Origin of the sequence: Achromobacter ruhlandii, from assembly GCF_902859695.1 — a bacterium.
Classification (GTDB): domain Bacteria; phylum Pseudomonadota; class Gammaproteobacteria; order Burkholderiales; family Burkholderiaceae_B; genus Achromobacter; species Achromobacter ruhlandii.
Window position 1 is genome coordinate 1 of the sequence record NZ_CADIJL010000040.1, and the last position, 17,688, is coordinate 17,688.

Sequence of the window (17,688 nt, forward strand, 5' to 3'; positions counted from 1 at the left end):
AGGACGCCGCCCTGGCCGCCGCCGCCACCGCCGCCGCCGCCCGCCAGTCCTCCCGCCCCGCCGCCGCCGCCATTGCCGTAGCTGGCGTTGGCGCCGGTGCCGCCCTGGCCGCCGGCGGTGGCGATGTCGCCGGGGGCGGCGAGCGTGGGCGATGGCGCCGTGGTGGAAAGGATGGCGATCGGCAATACCAGTCGATGGATGGCGTTGTTCTTCATATTGCGCGAGCGTTGGGGGCATGCGGCGGATCAATCCGCGGCCGCCACGTTGGAGGATGTGCGCCTGACAGCGCGCCGGGGCACCGGCGCCAAGGTCATCAAATCGATGCCGATTGTAAAAGCTGGGCGGCAACCCTGGCGAAATGTTGCAGTTGTGGATTTCCCCATGGCCGGCGGCGCGCGCCTGTCCAGGCGTCGCCGCCGCATTTGCGGCCCTTGCAGGGGAACAACGCCTGGCCCGAGGCGCGCGGGTTCAAGCCGACGGTGCCATAATCCTGCGCTCCGGCGGCACACTCCACCGCATCCCGCATCAGGTCGTCCATGCCCTCTCCTTGTCCGCTTCATGCCGTGCTGGACGCCGTGCCGCGCCGCTATCGCGTGGCAGGCGACGCCGCCGCCGACGTGGCGGCTGGCCACGCGGCGTCATTGGCGCAAGTCATCGGCCGCCTGCAAGCCACGCTGGCGGCCGGACAGGAACCGGACCCGCCGCTGCGCGATGCCTTCGTCGTCTCGCTCGACGGGCTCATCCGCGAGGCCCTGAGCCCGCGGGACGCAGACCCGGCGTTCCAGGCCGCGGTGCTGGCCTATCGCCTGCCCGTGGTGCGCGAGTACCTGGCGCTCGATGGCGGGGCGGCGGCCGACCGGCGCAGAGTCCGGGCCGTGGTTGACGCATGGGCGCATCCCGGCAAACCCGCGCGCCTGGCGCCCGGCGATGCGAGCACCCAGCTCGCGCAATTGCACGCGGCGGCCAGGGCGGCGGACTGGTGGCGGGTGGCCGAACTGGCGCGGAACCTGCCGCTGCTGGCAGAGGTGGCCATCATTGACGACCTGGCTTCGGCCTTGCGCGCCCTGGACGCCGATCCGGCCTTGGCCCGATTGTGCCGGATCGAAACCCTGGCGCGCGATCCGCAGGTATGCCGCTATCGATCGCTGCGCGCCCGACTCGGCCCGCGCGCCGGCAGCGACGAGGCCAGCGCCCAGGCCCGGCTCGCCCGGCAACGCGGCGTCATGGTGGAAACGTTGGCGGCGCGCGCGCTGGAGGCCGTCGCGGCTTACCTGGACCGATTGGAGGCAGCCGCCACGGCGGGCGATGCCCCGCGCTATCGTGTCGTGACTTCGCTACGCGTGCCAGCCGGCCTGGCGGCCGAGGCGGATCGGGCCAAGTCCGAATGGGACGCGGTGCTGCTCAGGCGCGTCGACCCGGCGCGGGCGACGGCGGTCCGCGCGCAGGCAGGCGCCACGGCGACGCCCGCCGATCCGGCGACGCCCGCCGATCCGGCGGCGCATTGGGATATCTGCCTGGTGATCGAAGCCAAGGCCTCGGTCGAGGCGGCCACCACCGACCTGCCGCGTTTGCTGCGCGGGCTGCGCCTGCTGGCGAGCGCGCGGCCGGATCAGGCATATGCGTTCTCCACCCAGCAAGGCAGGGTCCAGGTGCGGGGGGCATCGCTGGCGGCATTGCCGGTCACGGAAGCGGCGCTGGCCGAGCGGGTGCTGTATTGCAGCGACGCGCCAGCCGATGCCCCGCATGCCGGGCTGCACGCGGCCAGCCGGACGCAGTTGCTGTCCGCGCCCTCCTGCCTGGCCTATGCCGCCGCCTTGAGCGAAGGCCGGCCGGTGGACCCGGACGATCTGGCGCCGCTCTGGCAGGCGTTGCGGCACGATGCCCGTTGGCGGCCGGCGCTGAATCTGGCCGCCACGCGTCAGTTGGCGCGATCCTTGATGGTGCATCCGGACGACCTGGTGGCGACCGTGGCGCGCCTGTCCAGGCCGGCGGGCGCGTCAGCTTGAGCGCGGCCGGGGCGAGAACCCGGCATAGCGTTGCGCGGCGGCCGGCGCGCCGCGCCACGATGGCCTGCGATGCGCCGCAACCAGGGCGCGGCATGCAGGACGCTCATCAGCGCGTACATGACGGGCATGCGGTCGAGCCAGGCGGCGCCCTCCCCGCCACACAGCCCCGGGATGGCGCCGGCGCCGCGCACGGTGCCCCACAGTGCCATCAGCGCGAAGATTGGCGTGGCGGCCAGACAGAGGCCGTCCGCGACGGCGGCGATGCGTGCCCGGACACGGGCGGCGGCACGGCCGCCAGCGCCGGTCGCCGCCCGGCTCGCGGCGCCGCTCATGGCCGGCCGCTTCCGGCCGCCGCCACATCGCCGTATTCGTCGCGCCGGCGCAGCCACAATCCGCTTTCGTTGCGGCCCCGGGGCGCGCGGTCGAGCCAGGCATACATGCCCCAGATCGCGTCGGTGCCGCGCGAATAAGTGGAATACGTGTGGTAGACCACGCCGTCCTCCAGCACGAACGCGCTCAGGCCCTCCCGTTCACGCAGGTAGGTGGGCAGGTCGGTGCCGGTGGTGCCGGCCCAGCTCACGAATTCGGCCGGCGGCGCCGCGGCCGTCGCCATTTTCATCGCCGGGTCGTCGCGGCGGAAGTTGTACTCCGCGCCGGCCTGCTGCTGCGCCGGGGTGAACGAGGCGTGGAAATCGAAGTTGAAATCGCTGTCCGCCGACGAGGCCCAGGGAAACGTCCATCCCATCCGCCGCTGGTAGGCCTGCAGCGTTGCCAGCGGCGCGCGCGATACCGCCCACAACATGACATCGTGATGGGCCAGGTGCGTGACGATGCCGTTGAAGCCATCGGCGATCGACGAGCAGGACGGGCAGCCGGCCTGATAATCCGGACCGAACATGAAGTGATAGATCAGCAGCTGCGAGCGTCCCTGGAACAGATCCTCCAGAGTGGCGGCGCCGGCCCCGGTGTCGAAACGGTACGACTTGTCCAGTCGGACCCAGGGCAGCGCCTGGCGTTGCCGCGCCACCTCGTCGCTGCTGCGCGTCAGGCGCTTTTCCGCCTCCAGCAGCTGGCGGCGGGCCGTCAGCCATTCATCGCGGGTCGTGATCTCGTGTGTCGCCATGATGGGCTCCTCGGTAAAGGGGGGATGCGCATGCGGTCCGCGGCATGCGACGCGTTGGTCTGGGTGACATAGTGCGGTCGCGCGGCCTGGGGCGGGGAGTAACAATGCTGGCGCGATTGCGGACGACCCCGCCTCGGCGCGCCGTGGGCGGGATCGGGCACAATGCGGTTTTTGCCCGGCCTTCGCATGCGCCCTTCCGCCCCGCCCTCCTCTGCCGCGTTGCCCGCCGTGCCAGCGCGGCCGGTCGCGCCGCTGGACCCGTCGTCGCTGGACGCGGCGACCGAGGCCGCGGTGCGCGCCCTGTTGCGCGAAGGCAGTTCGGCCAATACCGAAGCCGCCTACCGCACCGCCATGCGCTACTGGGCGGCCTGGTATGCCCTGCGTTTCGGCCAGCCGCTGACGCTGCCGGTCGCGGCGCCCGCGGTGATGCAATTCGTGGTTGACCATCTGCGGGTCCAGGGCGCCGACGGCCTGCATCACGGCCTGCCGGAGCCGATCGACCAACAACTGGTGGCGCAGGGCGTCAAGGCGCGGCCCGGGCCGCTGTCCTTGAATACCGTGCTGCACCGGGTGGCGGTGCTGTCCAAGGCGCACGCCCTGCAGGAACTGATCAACCCCTGCCGCCACGAGCAGGTGGCGACGCTGCTGTCGCGCGCCCGGCGCGCCTATGCCCGGCGCGGCGAGCTGCCCGCGAAAAAGCCGGCGCTGACCCGCGCGCCGTTGCAGGCGCTGCTGGACACCTGCGATGACTCGCTCGAAGGCTTGCGCGACCGCGCCCTGCTGCTGTTTGCCTGGGCCAGCGGCGGGCGGCGGCGCTCGGAGGTGGTGCGCGCCACCACGGCCAATACGCTGCGCACGCCGCAAGGCTATCTCTATGCGCTGGCGCATTCCAAGACCAACCAGGGCGGCGCGGCGCACGCCGACAATATCAAGCCCATCGTCGGCGCCGCCGCGGCCGCGCTCGACGCCTGGCTGGCGGCGGCCGGGATCAGCGAGGGCCCGCTGTTCCGCCGGGTGCGGCGCGGCGGCGTGGTCGGCGAACCGCTGGCCGCCGCCGCGGTGCGCGACGTTGTGGTCAAGCGCAGCCGGCTGGCGGGGCTGGCCGAACCGTTTTCGGCCCACAGCCTGCGGTCGGGCTTCGTCACCGAGGCCGGGCGCCAGAACGTGCCACTGGCGGAAACCATGGCCATGACGGGACATGCCAGTGTCGCCACCGTGATGGGCTATCACCGCGCCGGCGCCGCCACGCAGTCGCGCGCGGCGCGATTGCTGGAGAACGGCGAAGAGACGCCGCCGGACGCCTGAACCGCCCTGGCGCGCCGGCCAATCCGCCGGGGACCGCCGGCGGGCACGCCCCCGTTTCGGCTCTGACGCGCACTTGAATACAATGGCGGCTGCCGGCGCCAGGGCGCGCCGCGCGTGCCCCGAGGTCCAAGCCTGCTGTGTCTTCCCTGCGAATCAATCTGCGCGGCCTGGTGCTCGCGCTCACGGTGTTCAGCGCCGTTGCCGCCACCGCCAATGCCCTGTATGCCAGCTACCGGCTGCAGCGCGAACAACTCATCGCCAACACCTTGGAAGCCAATCGCGTCTACGCGGCCAAGCTTGCCGAAAGCGCCGGCGATTTTCTCAAGGCGGCGCAGCGTCAGCTGGGCTACAGCGCGCGCCACATCGCCGGCAACATGGACGCGCCGGCCGTGCTGGCGGCCGAAGTGCTGCGGGTGCAGGAGCAGAGCGACAGCTTCAATTCCGTCGGCGTGGTGGGCGCCGACGGCCTCATCCTGGCCACCACGCAGAACTTCCGCACTTTCCTGGGCACCCGGGTCGATACCCCGGGCAGTCGCGTCGCGCTGCGGTCGCGTCATCCGGAAATCAGCAAGCCCTACGTATCGATCGCGGGCAACCTGATGATCAACCTGTCCTATCCGATCATCGCCGCCGATGGCCGGTTCCTGGGCTATGTGGCCGGCAGCCTGCATCTGCGCAAGGCGAGCCCGCTGGAGGACATGCTGGGGCGTCATCCCTATACCGACGGTTCCTATCTGTACGTGGTGGATGGAGACGGACGGCTGATCTATCACGCCGACCCGGACCGGATCGGCGAGGTGGTGACGGGCAACCCGGTGATCGACGCGGTGATCGAGGGCCAGGCCGGCGCCCGGCGCCTGGTCAATTCGCGCGGCGTGGACATGCTGGCCGGCTATGCGCCGGTGCCCAGCAGCGGCTGGGGCGTGGTGGCCCAGCGCCCCACCGCCGTGACGCTCACCCCGCTTGACGGCCTGCTGTGGGCGCTGCTCGGCTATGCCGCGCCGCTGGCCGTGGTGTTCCTGCTGGCGATCTGGTGGTGCGCGCGGCAGATTTCGCTGCCGCTGTCGCAGCTGGCCACCAACGTCGAACACCACGACGTGGCGGTGGCGATGCAGCGCGTCAAATCCGTCAGGGCCTGGTATTTCGAGGCTGAACGCCTCAAGCGCGCGGTGATCTGGAGCTTTACCAGCCTGCAGGACAAGATCGGCAAGCTCAACCTGGCCAGCATCACGGATCCGCTCACCGGACTGCGCAACCGACGCGGCACCCAGGATGCGGTGGATCATCTGCAGACCAGCGGCACGGCGTTCTCGGTGGTGGCGCTGGACATCGATCACTTCAAGCGCGTCAATGACACCTATGGCCACACCGTGGGCGACCAGGTGATCCAGGGCGTGGCCCAGCTGATGCGCGACGGCTCGCGTCCCGGCGACATCCTGTGCCGCAACGGCGGAGAGGAATTCCTGATTCTGTTGCCCGAGGTGGGGGCGAACGAGGCGGTGATCGTGGCCGAGCGGCTGCGTCAGCGCATCGCCGATCGCGACATCGACCGGGTGGGCGGCGTCACCGTGTCGGCCGGCGTGGCGCAGTGGCCGACCTGTGGACCGGACGTGACGCAAGCATTCCACGCCGCCGACGCCGCGCTCTACAGCGCCAAGCAGCAGGGCCGCAACCGGGTGGTGCTGCACGCCGCTTCGTAGCGGCGCGCCGCTACGGCGAGGTCAGCAGCGCGCGGTAGTGGCTGGCCACGGCGGCCGCCAGCAGGCCGCCGATCACGGCCACGTGCTCCAGGGCAAAGAACAGCGCCAGCCTGCCCTGGGGGCCGGGCAGTCGCCAGAAGGCGTGCACGATCACAATGGTCAGCAGCAGGAACAGGCCCAGCGCGGCCGCCGCCAGCCACATGGCGCGGTCGGCGAGGATCAGCGCCGCGCCGGCCAGCATCAACACGGCCACCGCGCTATTGAACAGCCACGCCGGGTGCAGGCCGGCGGCGCGCATTTCGGCCATGCCGCCAGAAAAATCGATCAGCTTGGCGGCGCCGGATGACAGAAAAAGCGTCGCCAGGCATAGCCGGGCGATGAACCAGAGCCAGCTGCTCTCCAACAGCGATTCGATGAACTGCGGTGTCTGCATGCGTGTGTTCCTGATAGGCGGACGCGCCCGCCGGAGCCGTTCGGGATAGTGCTCCGGGTTGCCAAATGGGGCGCGACGGACTATAAGACCTCAACCTAACTTGAGGTCAACACCATGACGGCGGACAAGCCGATCGATATCACCCGCGTCATGACCGTGGGCGAAGTGGCGCGGCGCAGCGGCGTGCCGGTTTCCACGATCCACTTCTATGAGTCCAAGGGGCTGATCCACAGCTCGCGCAGTGACGGCAACCAGCGGCGCTTTCCCGGCATCGTGCTGCGCTACATCGCCATCATCAAGGTGGCGCAACGCACCGGCATTCCGCTGGAAGAGATCCGCGAGGCCATGGCCCGCTTTCCGCAGGACAGCCACAAGCTCACGCCGGCGCAATGGAAAGCGCTGTCATCGCAGTGGCGCGCCAACCTGGACGAACGCATCCGCAAGCTGACCCGGCTGCGCGATGAGCTGGACAGCTGCATCGGTTGTGGCTGCCTGTCGCTGCGGGACTGTCCGTTGCGCAATCCCGACGACGTGCTGGGCCGCGATGGGCCCGGTCCACGCATCCTGGAACGTCCCTAGCGAGCCGGCCGGCGGTGGCGCCGGGCGCGGCCTCGCTCGCGCGGCCTGGCGCGACCGGATCGGAGATAAAGCGCATTAATTTCGGTTAGTTGCGCAACCGCTTGTGTTCGATTGCAATAGTGTTGCGGACGCCGCCAAGATAAGCGCACGCAGGCGTCCCGGCCGGGTTTCAGGCCCTGTAATTACAGTATCCTGCGCGCACAGACACATCGCATCAGGCCGGTTCACCCGTATGCTGTGCAGTAGATTTTCGATTAAGTCGCTCGAGCGCTATTTCCTGATACTGGCGGCCGGCGTATTGCTGCCGATGTCGGTCCTGACCGCGATCCTGCTTATCCAGAGCCGCGCCGCCTACGTCGCCACCTCCGACGCCCTGCAGGCGTTCAAGGTGGTGCGGGCCACGGTCATCGCCATGGAAATGGTCTCGGCCGAACGCGGTCCGATGAACGCCGCGCTGGGCGCCGACCATCCCGTCAGCCAGCGCCTGCGCGATGCGCTGCAGGCGGCGCGCGAGCGCAGCGACACCCGCATCGCCGACCTGCTGGCCCTCTATCGCGCCCCGCTGCGGCCGGACAGCGCCCGGGAATTCACCAACATCCAGCGCATCCGCTACGCCCTGCTCAAGGCGCGCGAAGATGCCGATGCCCTGATCGCGTCGCCGCGCGCCGAGATGTCGGGCCAGCACGTGCTCGACGTGGTCGACGGCATGGTGGCGCTGGTGCCCGAACTGCAGATGGCCATGGCCGACAGTGTCGGCGTGGTGATGCAACACGAGCTTGACGCGCCGCAGCTGCTGACGCCGGCGCTGCTGGCCAGCGACCTGCGCGAACAGGCCGGACTGCTGGGTTCGACCTTCACGCCCGCGCTGGCCAAGCAGCGGCGCCTGACCGAAGCGGATCAGTTCCGCATGGAGCGCGTGCTGGGCCGCATCGACCAGTTGCGCGACCTGCTGGACGCGCGGCTGGCCCCGAGGCCGGATCTGCGCGCCTCGCAGCTCTATTCTGAGATGCGAACCCTGTATTTCGGCGAAGCGCTGCGCTATCTGGAGCGGGTGCGCGACACTGCCGCGCTGCGACCGGAAGGGGCCGATGTCACGGCGGCCGAGCTGGCGGCGACCTATGTGCCGCTGATGCAGGCCATCACCCAGTTCCGCGATCTGATGCTGGACGAAATGGAACAACGCATTCACGCGCATCGCGCCGAGGCGATCCGCCTGCTGCTCACCACCCTGTTCGCGGCCGCCGCGCTGGCGGCCGCGCTGATGCTGGCGCTGCGACAATTCCGGCGGCGCGTGATCCGGCCGTTCGTGCAGGCCACCCGCATCATCGGCGCCATCGCCGACGGCGCGCAAGTCGCATCCATTCCGGTGGGCGAGTACCGCGGCGAAGTCGACGGCATGTTCACGGCATTGAGCGTGCTCAAGGACAATGCCGCGGCGCGCCGTCAGGTCGAACGGGAACGCGACCGCCTGATCGTCGACCTGGCGGTCATGGCCGAGACCGACTTCCTGACCGGCCTGCTCAACCGCCGCGCCTTCGAGAACCGCTTCGAGCAGACGCTGGCACGGTGGCGCGGCGAGCACGCCGTGCTGGCGTTTATCCTGTTCGATATCGATGATTTCAAGGGCATCAACGACACCTACGGCCATGCCAGCGGCGATGCGGCGCTGAAGATCGTGGCGGATCTGTGCCGCCAGACCTGGCGCCGCGGCGATGTGGCGGCCCGTGTCGGCGGCGAGGAATTCGCGGTGCTCTGCCACGCGCCGACATCCGGCCACGCGATCGAGATGGCCGAGCGCATGCGTGTGCGCATCGCCCAGGCCAGGGTGGTGGCCGAAGACGGCACGGTCTTCACGTTGACGGCCAGCTTCGGCGTTGCCTGTGTGGCATGGCGCCACGCCGCGGCGGCCGACACCCTGTTCCGGCGTGCGGACGAGCTGCTGTACCGCGCCAAGACCGAAGGCAAGAACCGCGTGGTGCTTGGCGATATCACTTGAAACTGGCCGAGGCCCATAAAAAAACGCCGCATCGTTGATCGATGCGGCGCTCGTGCTTCGGGTTGGCGCGGGTCAGGCGGGAACACTGGCTGCGCTGCGTTCCTGCGCCGGTTCGGCAGGCGCCGGATGCGATGTGGTTTCAGGATCCGGACGGGTGTCAGGTGCCTTCCAGTTCAGCGGCGGAATCTCGAAGCGCGTCTTCTTGCTGATCGGTTGGGACATGTGCGTACTCCTGTGTGCGGTTTGGGCCTGCCCCGCGCAGGCCCACGACTCGGGTAACCAGCGCGCCCGGGATGCTGGCGGAAATGCGGGAAAAGCATCAGGAACGGGCGCCAGGGGCGTAGCCCTGGGACGTCGGGCATGGGGTGCGGCGGCGTGCCGCCAATCGGCGGTGCAGCGCGGGGCTGCATGCGGGGCGCGGTAAAAAATGCCAGATTGTTGCGCGACGAAGAAATCATTTTAGTCCTAATTGGACGATATTGCAAGCAATTTGAAGGCTAGCTATGTATCCGGATGGTGCAGGCAAAGGGGGGCGGCGGCCGCGTTCCTTGCCGGATTGCGCGCCGGTCGATCCTGCGCGCAACGGATTGACACCAGAGAACGATCGTTCTAGCATGCCTCCATTCATATAGAACGATCATTCTCCATGTCCTCCCCGACGCTCCCTTCCGCCGACGACGTGCGCCAGCGCCTGCTGCGGACCACCGAAAACCTGATCTACGCCGGCGGCATCCACGCCACCGGCATGGATCTCATCGTCAAGACCTCGGGCGTGGCGCGCAAGCGCGTGTATCAGTTCTACCCGAACAAAGACGCGCTGGTGGCCGCCGCCCTGCGGGCGCGCGACGAACGCTGGATGCAATGGTTCGTCGCGGCGACCTCGCGCGCGGCCGAACCCCGCGCGCGCCTGCTGTCCATGTTCGACGCCCTGCGCGAGTGGTTCGCGTCCGACGATTTCCGCGGCTGCGCTTTTCTCAACGCCGCCGGCGAGATCGGCGATGAGGCCAGCCCGGTGCTGGCTGTCGCGCGCGAACACAAGGCGCGCCTGCTGGACTACGTGCGCACGCTGACGCGCGCCGCCGCGCTGCCGGACCCTGACGATGCCGCCGACCAGTGGCTGGTGCTGATCGACGGCGCCATCGCCGTGGCGCTGGTGGCGCGCGATCCCGCCATCGCTGACAGCGCGCGGCGGGCCGCCGCGATCTTGCTGAGGTAAGGCGCGCGTCCCTTTTCTTCCCCCACCAACGAGGCATCCGCGATGACATCGACCCCCGCCACCCGCCCTCCTCTTCCTCCGTTCACGCACGCCAGCGCGGTGCAGAAGGTCCGCCTGGCCGAGGACGGCTGGAACAGCCGCGACCCCGACAAGGTCGCGCTGGCCTACAGCCTGGACACGCGCTGGCGCAATCGCGCCGAGTTCGTCCGCAACCGCGACGAGGCGCGCGACTTCCTGGCCCGCAAGTGGGCCAGGGAACTGGAGTACCGGCTGATCAAGGAACTATGGGCCTTTGGCGGCAACCGCATCGCGGTGCGCTATGCCTACGAATGGCACGATGATTCCGGCAACTGGTTCCGCTCGTATGGCAACGAGAACTGGGAATTCGGCGAGGACGGCCTGATGACCCAGCGACATGCCAGCATCAATGACCTGCCGATCCTGGAAGCCGAACGCAAGTTCCGCTGGCCGCTGGGGCGCCGGCCGGACGACCATCCCGGCCTGTCGGATCTGGGCCTGTAGGCTCCGCCGGCCCGCGCGGCGTCAGGGCAGCGTCACGCGCTTGATGCCTTCGCCGTCGTCGCCAGCCAGCACCGGGAACGGTAACCGTACTTCGCGCCCGCCATGCTCGACCAGCAGGCCCTGGGCGTCGATGCCCACCAGGCGCGCCGAGCGGGTAAGCCTGTCGCCGATCGCATAGGCCTGTGCCGGTCCGCCATTGACCGACAGCACCGCGGCGCCCCTGCCGCCGCCGGCCAGGGCGCCCGCCACCCGCACGTCCAGGCGCGCCGGCCCCGGCGCCATCCAGGCCGCGACCTCGGCGGCGCCATTGTCCGTCGCCGCGGCCGCCGGCGCCGGTGGGACGACAGGACGCGTGACGGGTTGGCTCAAGCGCCAGCCCCACCACGCCAGCCCGGCCAGCAGGGCGACGGCGCCGGCCAGGCTGGCCAGACGGGGCGGGTCAACGCGCAAGTTCAATGCCATGGCGGCAAGCTCCAGGTTCCAGGGCCCGCGGGTCCGGGCACGTCTCGCAAAAGTCCGGGTCCGGCCACCCCGCGCCGCCCGCGTGTCGATGCTACGCGGCCTGTGCGTCAGTGGCGCGACGGGCCGTCAATGCAGCAACAGCACGCGCCGGTAGCGCAGCGGCGTCTGGCCGAGCACGCCGCGCGAGATCACCAGCTCCAGCGCCTGCGCGGGGGGCTCCCCCTGCGCCGGCAGCGCCACCCAGCCGCGTCCGGGCGCCCAGGCCCGCACGCTGAAATCCAGCAACCGATCCAGTACGACGGCGGCCGCATCGGCCGGCGGCTCGGGCAACGGCGTGAGCGCGGTGGGCTGGCCCGCCGCGCGCGTCAGGCTGCCGCCCTTGCGTTCCCAGACCACCCGCTGGCGCGCATCGGGCCGGCCAGGCGCGCCGCGGATGATGTCCAGGCGCGGCGCGGGGGTCTTCATGCCGCTTACCCGGATTGCTTCGGGCAACAACTGCGGCAACACGGACGGCGGTTCGACCTCCTGCGCCTCGGGTGTTGCGGCCGCCTCGGCTGGCGCCGGCGGCGCGGACTCGGCCAGCGCGAGGCTGCGCGCGCCGATATCGCGCTCGAACTGGTCGAAGGCGCGTTGCAACGCCAGCGCGTCCTCGGTGTGCTGGTCGAGCGTGCGGCTGGTCAGCGCCACGCTATCGATGGCGCGCCAGGAAATCAGGCTGATGATGGCCATGATCATGATGGCGATGATGACTTCGATCAGGGTGAAGCCGCCCTGGCGCCGCATGCTCATGGTGTTGGGGCTTCCACGGTGCCGGACAGGGTGGCCAGGCGTGGCGTCGGACGGTGGTCCAGGTAGACGTCGACCGTCACGGTGCGCGCGCCCTGCCGGGCATCGGCATAGCGGCTGTCGCACACCAGTGCCAGCGCGCCTTGCGGGCACGCCACCGTGTCGCGGCCGGCGGTCAGCGCTGGCGGCGCCAACTGCAGTTCCACCAGCCGGTTCCGCGCCGACAGCAGCGCCAGCGCGCGTTCGCGCAGCACGCCGTTGTTGGTCGTCAGCATGCCGGTGGTGCGCATGACCGCGGCCAGGGCCACGCTGACGATGGCCAGCGCGATCAGGATCTCCAACAGGGTGAAACCGGCTGCCCGCGCCGGCGGGCGCGGTGGCCCCGGCAACCCGCGGGCGCGGCGGTTCAGGCGCAGGCCGGGCGATTCCCTGGCATTCATTTCAATGCACCTGGAAGCGGCCGTTGGCATCGCGGCGCACCTCGACCTGCCCGGCGGCGCTGGACAGCGTGAGGCGCCAGGGCTGGCCGAACCACTCGGGCGTCAACAGCACCGGTCCCGCGGGCGCCACCCGCACCGGCCCCGCCTGCCATTGCCGTGGCCGCAGCGCCGGATCGCGCGGGAAGTCGTCGGTCCGCGCCGGATCCAGCACCGGCACCGCGCCGTCCAGTGTCCAGGCGCCCCGCACGAAGCGGTAGCCGTCGGCGTCGGCCTGCCAGGCGATGTCGCGGCCATCGACGCGCACCTCGCTTTGGGCCGCCGCCAGCCGTTCGACCAGCCGCTGGGCATCGTCGCGCAATTGGCGCGCCGGGTCCGAGCGGATGCTCAGGCCGAGCGCGGCGGTGGCCACGCCCACGATTACCAGCACCACCATCAGTTCGATCAGGGTGAAGCCGCGCTGGCGCGGCCGCCGGGCGCGGGCGCCGCGCGGCGCCGCGGTGGATTGGCCGCGCTTGAGCCGGGTCATGCCTGCAGCCGGGCCGCCTGGCTTTCGACCTGTTGGCGGGCATCGCGCAGATGCCGCCTGACGATGCGACCGGACACGCCGTAGCGCGCCGCCGCCTCGCTTTGCAGCATGCCTTCGATGCGCACGCCGATGTAGATCTCGCGCTGTTGCCGCGGCAAGGTCTCGATCAGCCGCATCAGGCCGCGCACCGAGGAGCGCGCCTGGGCGATGCGCAGCGGCCCCGGCGCCGCATCCTCGACGTCTTCGAGCACGACATCGGCGGTGTTGAGCGGCCGTTCGGCGCGCAGCCGGTCGATGGCGATGTTGCACGCCATGCGGAACACGTAGGCGCCCGGATTGGCAATGGCCGGCGCCGGCGGCGCGGCGCCGTCGGCCAGGCGCAGCCAGGCGTCATGCAGGCTGTCGGCCGCCAGGTCGGCACAGCCCAGATGGCCCCGCAATGCCTGCATCAGCCGCGTGTAGTTGGCGGCCACGAAATCGCCCAGGCAGGCCTGGCGCGCCCGGGGCGCCAAGGCGCCGCCGGCCGCAAACTCGTCGCGGCGCCGCTGCGGCGTCGGCCCCGGCTCAAGGCATAAGGACATGGCGATTCTCCGTAGCGGGCCTGCCCCCGGGCGCAAGCGGGCGCCGTCCGGTGCCGGCCGGACGCTGGGCGGCCCGCTTGCGCATTGCCCAATTGGCCGGGGGCAGCAGGCCATCCTCAAGCGCCTCGCGCAGCAGCGCGGCCACGCCGGCATGGCCCGCAAGCGCATCCAGTTCCTGGTCGAAGCTGGGCGCGCATTCGCAGCCATGGCCTTCCGACAGGCCGGCGAACCAGCGGAACAGCAGGTTGTAGGCGATTTGTTCGTGGAAATACGGTTTGCTGCCCGCCGGATACAGCAGCTGCAGGACATGCGTGCGGCACAGGATGGCGGGGTCAAGCGTCAGGCCGCATTCCTCGCTGGCCTGGCGCAGCAGGCCGGCGTGCGCGCGCAGCGTGTCGTCGATGTGATCGCGCAACGCCACCAGCGGATGGCGCGGCGGCACATAGCGGGTCAGCTGGATCTGGCCGATCCAGGTCTCGTGCGACACGACCCAGACCCAGGGCGAGCCGTAGCGGGATACCGATACGGGTTGCTGCCTGGCGCAATCGAGCACCTTGGACAGTTTGCGGTCCAGTTCGAGCATGCCTACGTTGACGGTGACCGACACAACGCCCTCCCAGGGCCGGGTAGGCCCATGTCCGGTGGGACGCGCTGCGTGTGGCGCGCCCTGTACCCCTAAGACGACATGGCGTCGCGGAACCCGCCAGGTTTTTTAATCGGGATGGGTCGCCCGCTGGCGCCAGGCACGCAGCAGCGCGCGATTCAGGTCGATGCCGGTGGCGTGCTCGATAGGGGCGACCGGCGCGCCATCCAGCGCCCGTTCCAGGATGTCGACAATATCGGCGCTGGCCAGCGCGCGTGCGAGCGCCTGGCCGAACTCCTGCGGACTCCAGATTTCGTGGTCCAGCGACAGGCCGACGAACCAGCGGAACAGCAGGTTGCAGGAGATCTGCTCATGCAGCCCGGCTTCGGTATCGATGCCGTACAGCAGCTGGATCACCAGCGCCCGCAGCAGCGGCTGCGCCTCGATGCGCAGCATGGCGCGGATGGCGGCCGCGTGCAGTCGCGGCTGGCTGGCCGCCAGCGCGCGGTCGATATGGTCGCGCAAGGCGGCCAGTGGATGGCCGGCCGGATTGAACTCGATCCGGCGGGTATTGCGCGACCAGACCTCGTGCGACACGATCCACACCCACGGCGAGCCGTAGCGGTGCACCGACACGGGATGCTCCCATGCCGAATCCACCACGGCCGACAGATTCTCCTTCAGTTCCCGGATACCGATATTCGGTTTACGCGACACGACTGCTCCCCATCGCGCGGCAGCGGCATGCGCCCTCGATGGCGACCCTGCGCGGCCTGCCTCCTTAGGACGATATGCGCGAACCAAACCCGCCACGCGGGAAGCCAGCCCCAAGGCCGGCGCGCCCGGTCTCAGGCCAGCACCACCACGTTGCCCGGCAGGTGCGTGGCGGTCAGGCCGAAGGCCTTCTCGATCTGCACCAGCACCTTGTCGGTGTCGCGGATCTCGAAGCGGCCGCTGAGCGCGCTGGCGCCGCGCGCGCTGTCCAGCAGCACCACCCGGCCGCGGCGGTAGCGGTTGATCTCGGCCACCACGTCGGCCAGCGGCGTCTGCCGGAAGACCAGCGAGCCCTGGCGCCACGCCGACGTTTCGGCCGGATCGATCCGCTCGACCGCGCCCAGGCCCTGGCGATCGTAGAACAGCCGCTGGTTCGGGCCCAGCACGGTGGCGCCGCCGCGCAGGGCCACGCGTATCGAGCCGGACAGGCAGGTGACGCAGACCGTGCCGCCCAGGTTACGCAGTTCGAAGCGCGCGCCGCGCGCTTCGGTGCGGCCCTGCCCGGCCAGTACCGTCACCGCGGTGGGCGAGGCCTGTCCGTCGAAAGCGGCCTCGCCCGCGATCAGCTCGACCCGCACTGCGCCCGGCTGCTCCGAGCGCAGGGCGATGCTGGTCTGGGTATTCATGTCCACCTGCACCCGCTCGCCCAGGCCGAATTGGCGGCGGTCGCCGGTGTCGGTGCGGTAGTCGGCCAGCCACTCATCCCAGGCCGGCCACAGCTGCCATGGCGGCGTCACCACCGCCGCCACAGCCATGGCGCCGGTAGCGGCCAGCGCGGTGCCGAGGAACGCGCGGCGGCCCCAGCCCCGCGCGTCGCCGCGCGCCGGCGGGCAGGCGCCTTGCTGCCGCAACGCCTTGCCGGCCGGCGCCATCAGGCTCCAGAGCTGGCGTTGCTCGCCAAAGGCGCGCGCATGCCGCTCGCTGGCCGCGCACCACTGCTTGAGCGCATCGGCTTCGCGCAGCGTGGCCCGGCCGGACGCGATCAGGCGGATCCAGGCGCGGGCCTCGCGTTCGATATCCGCCTGTCTGCGATCGGCGGGCTGGCTTGCGGTCTTCATTGCTTACTCTCTCGATGCCGCCGCGCCGCCACTGCGGGCGTTGGCGCGGGGTTTTTCCCCTTGACATCCATAGGACGACTCTCGCAGCCGGAACCCGCCTCATGGTGACAATAATTTACGTGTTCGCCGCGCACAGTACTCGTGGGCATTGCGCAGTTCGCGTTCGACCGTGCGCAACGACACCCCCATCCGCTGGGCGATGTCGTTCTGCGGCAGCCCCTCGATCCGTACCGCCAACAGGATGTCGCGCTGGCGCGCCGGCAGCTCGCCCATGGCGCGCGTCAACGCATCGAGTTCGGCGCGGCCTTCGGCGATGCGCTCGGGGCCCGGCGCCGGGTCGGCGATGTGCAGCAGGACCTCGGTCTCGGCGACGGTCAGGCGGCGGTTCTCAACGCGCTGCTGATCCACGGCCACGTTGACGGCCATGCGCATCAGATAGGGCCCGGGACTGTCGATCGGGCCGAGCTCTTCCTTGCCTTCCAGGCGCAGCCAGGTGTCCTGCAGCGCGTCGCTGGCCAAATCCGGGCAACCCAGCCGCCGCGTCAGGCGCGCCTTCAGGTCGTCATAGCGTTGCAGCATGAAATCGCGCAGGATCGACAGGCTGGAAGTCATCATGGATCGAAGGACAAGGAGCGCCGCGCCCGTCAGTGCGCGGGGCAGCCCCGGTCGTGTTCCGGCGACCGCGGCATGATCACCATCACGAACGGCTGCAGCAGATCCGCCGGCGGCGCCTTGTCGAGCACGGCCTGATCCAGCGCCAGCACGATCTCGTCGTCCCTGGCGCGGTCGCCGGTCGAATCGAGCACCCGCGCCCGTTCCACCCGGCCCATTGGCGAGACTTCGAAACTGACGGCCGCGCGGTAGCCTCCGGCGCGGGTGGCGGGATTGCGGCACAGCGCGTCGCGCACGCCGGCCTGCACCACGCCGTAGTAGCTGCGGTAGAACGCGCCCCGGCCGGTATCGGCGCGGCGCGAGGCGGATGCCGCGCGGTCCCTGCGGGCGTCGGTCCGCAGGATGAACGCATTGGCGGCCGTGTATTCGGCCTCCAGTCCCGAACCTTCGATCAGCATGCGCAAAGCCGCCTCCGGCGTATAGATTCCCTTGACCGCGGCCGAACGCCGCCCCACCGCCAACGCGGCGCGATACACCACTGAACTGCCGGTGACATTGCTGTATTGCTCGAGTGCCGATTGCAGCGGTTGCGCGGGCAGGTCGAAATCGAAGACCCGCAACAACGGTTCCTGGGCGGCGGCCGCGCGCCAGCACAAGGCCGCGCACACCCCCCACAGAATCCACCAGTCCGCCCAGCGGCGCCCATGGCCGCGCGCCGGCCCCTTACCCGCCCTGATTGGCTCCAGATGCATGCCCTGCCCTTGTCGCGCCCCGGCGGCTGGAGGGGAGCCGCAACACGTCGTGCTAATCGGTGAAAAGGCAATGTAGGTCGCGCTTGTGACTGCGGCATGACAGCGAATCGTCAGGATCGAGGGACGTTGCAAGCGGTCGTTCACAGGCGCGCCGACCGGTCTTCCGCCCACGCGCAAGCGCCGTGCCGACGGCCCCGTGCGCCGCCATGAAGGCCTCCGTTGCGCGGTGGATGG

At 70.2% G+C, this 17,688-nt stretch carries 23 protein-coding genes; 7 read left to right on the top strand and 16 right to left on the bottom strand.

Annotated features, from left to right (window positions below):
* The coding region (locus HV742_RS32490; protein ID WP_175146948.1) for a hypothetical protein at positions 1–215 on the bottom strand (215 nt) is incomplete at its 3' end.
* A gap of 98 nt (positions 216–313) precedes the next feature.
* The gene (locus tag HV742_RS28200; protein ID WP_175146949.1) at positions 314–538 is read right to left on the bottom strand and encodes a hypothetical protein; all 225 of its coding nucleotides are present in this window, start codon (positions 536–538) and stop codon (positions 314–316) included.
* Between HV742_RS28200 and HV742_RS28205 the strand changes: the two genes are divergently transcribed.
* The gene (locus tag HV742_RS28205; RefSeq protein ID WP_175146950.1) at positions 537–2,006 is read left to right on the top strand and encodes a 3-deoxy-D-arabino-heptulosonate 7-phosphate synthase; all 1,470 of its coding nucleotides are present in this window, start codon (positions 537–539) and stop codon (positions 2,004–2,006) included. The genes HV742_RS28200 and HV742_RS28205 overlap by 2 nt on opposite strands.
* Here the strand turns inward: HV742_RS28205 and HV742_RS28210 are convergent.
* Both HV742_RS28210 and HV742_RS28215 read right to left on the bottom strand, forming a co-directional pair.
* Complete coding sequence (locus HV742_RS28210; RefSeq protein ID WP_175146951.1) at positions 1,919–2,338, bottom strand: hypothetical protein; 420 nt, start codon at positions 2,336–2,338, stop codon at positions 1,919–1,921. The genes HV742_RS28205 and HV742_RS28210 overlap by 88 nt on opposite strands.
* Positions 2,335–3,129 (bottom strand): DUF899 domain-containing protein, encoded by a 795-nt coding sequence (locus HV742_RS28215; RefSeq protein WP_175146952.1) that lies wholly within the window; start codon positions 3,127–3,129, stop codon positions 2,335–2,337. The genes HV742_RS28210 and HV742_RS28215 overlap by 4 nt, the downstream gene beginning before the upstream one ends.
* A 186-nt stretch (positions 3,130–3,315) precedes the next feature.
* Between HV742_RS28215 and HV742_RS28220 the strand changes: the two genes are divergently transcribed.
* Positions 3,316–4,434, top strand: a complete 1,119-nt coding sequence (locus HV742_RS28220) for a tyrosine-type recombinase/integrase (protein ID WP_175146953.1) — start codon at positions 3,316–3,318, stop codon at positions 4,432–4,434.
* Between the two features lie 137 nt (positions 4,435–4,571).
* Positions 4,572–6,134: a sensor domain-containing diguanylate cyclase gene (locus tag HV742_RS28225; protein WP_367647976.1), complete on the top strand. Its 1,563-nt coding sequence runs from the start codon at positions 4,572–4,574 to the stop codon at positions 6,132–6,134.
* 10 nt (positions 6,135–6,144) lie between these two features.
* Here the strand turns inward: HV742_RS28225 and HV742_RS28230 are convergent, their stop codons facing one another.
* Positions 6,145–6,567, bottom strand: coding sequence for a DoxX family protein (locus HV742_RS28230; protein ID WP_059270580.1), 423 nt, complete (start codon positions 6,565–6,567; stop codon positions 6,145–6,147).
* A 114-nt stretch (positions 6,568–6,681) separates the two neighbouring features.
* Between HV742_RS28230 and soxR the strand changes: the two genes are divergently transcribed.
* Both soxR and HV742_RS28240 read left to right on the top strand, forming a co-directional pair.
* Complete coding sequence (gene soxR, locus HV742_RS28235; protein ID WP_049073633.1) at positions 6,682–7,146, top strand: redox-sensitive transcriptional activator SoxR; 465 nt, start codon at positions 6,682–6,684, stop codon at positions 7,144–7,146.
* A 232-nt stretch (positions 7,147–7,378) separates the two neighbouring features.
* Positions 7,379–9,142 (top strand): GGDEF domain-containing protein, encoded by a 1,764-nt coding sequence (locus HV742_RS28240; RefSeq protein ID WP_175146954.1) that lies wholly within the window; start codon positions 7,379–7,381, stop codon positions 9,140–9,142.
* A 72-nt stretch (positions 9,143–9,214) separates the two neighbouring features.
* Here HV742_RS28240 and HV742_RS28245 read toward each other — a convergent pair whose 3' ends face one another.
* A complete protein-coding gene (locus HV742_RS28245; protein ID WP_156326874.1) occupies positions 9,215–9,364 on the bottom strand; it encodes a hypothetical protein in 150 nt (49 codons plus the stop codon).
* 424 nt (positions 9,365–9,788) lie between these two features.
* On the opposite strand from HV742_RS28245, the gene HV742_RS28250 reads away from it, so the two are divergent.
* Together HV742_RS28250 and HV742_RS28255 are read left to right on the top strand one after the other, a co-directional pair.
* The gene (locus tag HV742_RS28250) at positions 9,789–10,358 is read left to right on the top strand and encodes a TetR/AcrR family transcriptional regulator (RefSeq protein ID WP_175146955.1); all 570 of its coding nucleotides are present in this window, start codon (positions 9,789–9,791) and stop codon (positions 10,356–10,358) included.
* Between the two features lie 42 nt (positions 10,359–10,400).
* Positions 10,401–10,880: a nuclear transport factor 2 family protein gene (locus HV742_RS28255; RefSeq protein WP_054418063.1), complete on the top strand. Its 480-nt coding sequence runs from the start codon at positions 10,401–10,403 to the stop codon at positions 10,878–10,880.
* 21 nt (positions 10,881–10,901) lie between these two features.
* Here the strand turns inward: HV742_RS28255 and HV742_RS28260 are convergent, their stop codons facing one another.
* The 10 genes from HV742_RS28260 to HV742_RS28305 form a co-directional block, all read right to left on the bottom strand.
* A complete protein-coding gene (locus tag HV742_RS28260) occupies positions 10,902–11,342 on the bottom strand; it encodes a type II secretion system protein N (protein ID WP_175146956.1) in 441 nt (146 codons plus the stop codon).
* A 126-nt stretch (positions 11,343–11,468) separates the two neighbouring features.
* Positions 11,469–12,131 (bottom strand): PulJ/GspJ family protein, encoded by a 663-nt coding sequence (locus tag HV742_RS28265; RefSeq protein ID WP_175146957.1) that lies wholly within the window; start codon positions 12,129–12,131, stop codon positions 11,469–11,471.
* Positions 12,128–12,568: a type II secretion system minor pseudopilin GspI gene (gspI, locus tag HV742_RS28270; protein ID WP_175146958.1), complete on the bottom strand. Its 441-nt coding sequence runs from the start codon at positions 12,566–12,568 to the stop codon at positions 12,128–12,130. Before gspI ends, HV742_RS28265 begins: the two co-directional genes overlap by 4 nt.
* 1 nt (position 12,569) lies before the next feature.
* Positions 12,570–13,094, bottom strand: coding sequence for a type II secretion system minor pseudopilin GspH (gene gspH, locus HV742_RS28275; protein ID WP_175146959.1), 525 nt, complete (start codon positions 13,092–13,094; stop codon positions 12,570–12,572).
* Entirely contained in the window at positions 13,091–13,675 is a 585-nt protein-coding gene (locus HV742_RS28280; protein WP_157810458.1) for an RNA polymerase sigma factor, read from the bottom strand. Before HV742_RS28280 ends, gspH begins: the two co-directional genes overlap by 4 nt.
* Positions 13,659–14,282 (bottom strand): transposase, encoded by a 624-nt coding sequence (locus HV742_RS28285; RefSeq protein ID WP_175146960.1) that lies wholly within the window; start codon positions 14,280–14,282, stop codon positions 13,659–13,661. The genes HV742_RS28280 and HV742_RS28285 overlap by 17 nt, the downstream gene beginning before the upstream one ends.
* A 105-nt stretch (positions 14,283–14,387) precedes the next feature.
* Positions 14,388–14,975: a transposase gene (locus HV742_RS28290; RefSeq protein WP_175146961.1), complete on the bottom strand. Its 588-nt coding sequence runs from the start codon at positions 14,973–14,975 to the stop codon at positions 14,388–14,390.
* A 131-nt stretch (positions 14,976–15,106) separates the two neighbouring features.
* Positions 15,107–16,090, bottom strand: coding sequence for a FecR family protein (locus HV742_RS28295; RefSeq protein ID WP_175146962.1), 984 nt, complete (start codon positions 16,088–16,090; stop codon positions 15,107–15,109).
* 99 nt (positions 16,091–16,189) lie between these two features.
* A complete protein-coding gene (locus HV742_RS28300) occupies positions 16,190–16,705 on the bottom strand; it encodes an RNA polymerase sigma factor (protein WP_175146963.1) in 516 nt (171 codons plus the stop codon).
* A gap of 29 nt (positions 16,706–16,734) precedes the next feature.
* Positions 16,735–17,322 (bottom strand): TonB family protein, encoded by a 588-nt coding sequence (locus tag HV742_RS28305; protein ID WP_232734915.1) that lies wholly within the window; start codon positions 17,320–17,322, stop codon positions 16,735–16,737.
* Positions 17,323–17,688: the final 366 nt, after the last annotated feature.